The organism is Nocardia sp. 852002-20019_SCH5090214 (assembly GCF_001665865.1).
GTDB classification, from domain to species: Bacteria; Actinomycetota; Actinomycetes; order Mycobacteriales; family Mycobacteriaceae; genus Nocardia; species Nocardia nova.
In genome coordinates this window covers 1-1,175 of sequence record NZ_LZMK01000237.1, presented here as the reverse complement: position 1 = coordinate 1,175, position 1,175 = coordinate 1, and the positions used below count along the sequence as shown (strand labels likewise).

Here is a 1,175-nt window from a genome sequence, read left to right as displayed (position 1 = left end):
CACGGCCACGCACCGCATCGGGCACCGCTGCCAGTGCAATACATCGACTACACACTCTGGCAACGAACCTGGCTCGGCGACCTACACGACCCCCACAGCCCCATCACCACCGAACTCGAGTACTGGGAACACACCCTCGCCGGAATGCCCGAACACCTCGAACTCCCCACCGACCGACCCTACCCACCAACTACCGACCACCACGGCGCGAGCCTGAAAGTCGAATGGCCCGCGGAATTGCAGCAGCAGATCAACCGAACAGCGCGCGAACACAACGCGACCGGCTTCATGGTGATCCAGGCCGCCATCGCGGTCCTCCTGTCCACAATCAGCGCCAGCCCCGATGTGGCAATCGGATTCGCGGTCGCCGGCCGCGACGACCCCGCCCTCGACGAATTGGTCGGCTTCTTCGTCAACACCCTCGTCCTCCGAGTCGACCTGACCGGCGATCCCACCTTCACCGAGTTACTGACTCAGGTCCGGACACGCAGCCTGGAAGCGTTCGAGCACCAACACATACCGTTCGAGGTACTTGTCGAACGCCTCAACCCCGCCAGATCACTGGTGCATCATCCTCTCGTCCAAGTGCTGCTGGCCTGGCAGAACTTCGCCGAGAACACCGAATCCACCGCCGGGTTGCAGCTCGAGGACCTCGACGTCACCTCGCTTCCGTTGGACACCCACACCGCCCGCATGGACCTAGCGTTTTCCCTCGGGGAACGCTTCACCGACACCGGCGACTCCGCCGGACTTACCGGCACAGTGGAATTCCGCACCGACATCTTCGACGCCACCACCATCGATACACTCATCCAACGGCTGGAACGAACACTGATCGCCATCACCCGCGACCCGGGGCGGTCATTGTCGTCGGTGGACCTGCTCGACGAATCCGAACACACCCGGCTGGACGAAATCGGCAACCGCGCCGTACTGCACACGCACACACACTCGGCGACGTCGGTTCCCGAGTTGTTCGCCGCGCAAGTGGCCCGCACGCCCAACGCAACAGCACTGAGCTGCGGCGAAGACTCCTGGACCTACCTGCAGCTCGAGCAAGCCGCGAACCGGCTGGCGCACTTGCTCACCGACCACGGGGTGGGTCCCGGATGCGTGGTCGGGCTACTGATGCAACGCTCGGCACAAGCGATCACCGCCATCACCGCGGTACTCGA

Annotated in this window: 1 protein-coding gene; it reads left to right on the top strand. The window is 63.8% G+C overall.

Translation table 11 applies throughout. The features are described 5' to 3' along the window. A partial coding sequence (locus A5780_RS19215) for a condensation domain-containing protein (RefSeq protein ID WP_156769559.1) occupies positions 1–1,175 on the top strand: 1,175 nt, incomplete at both ends.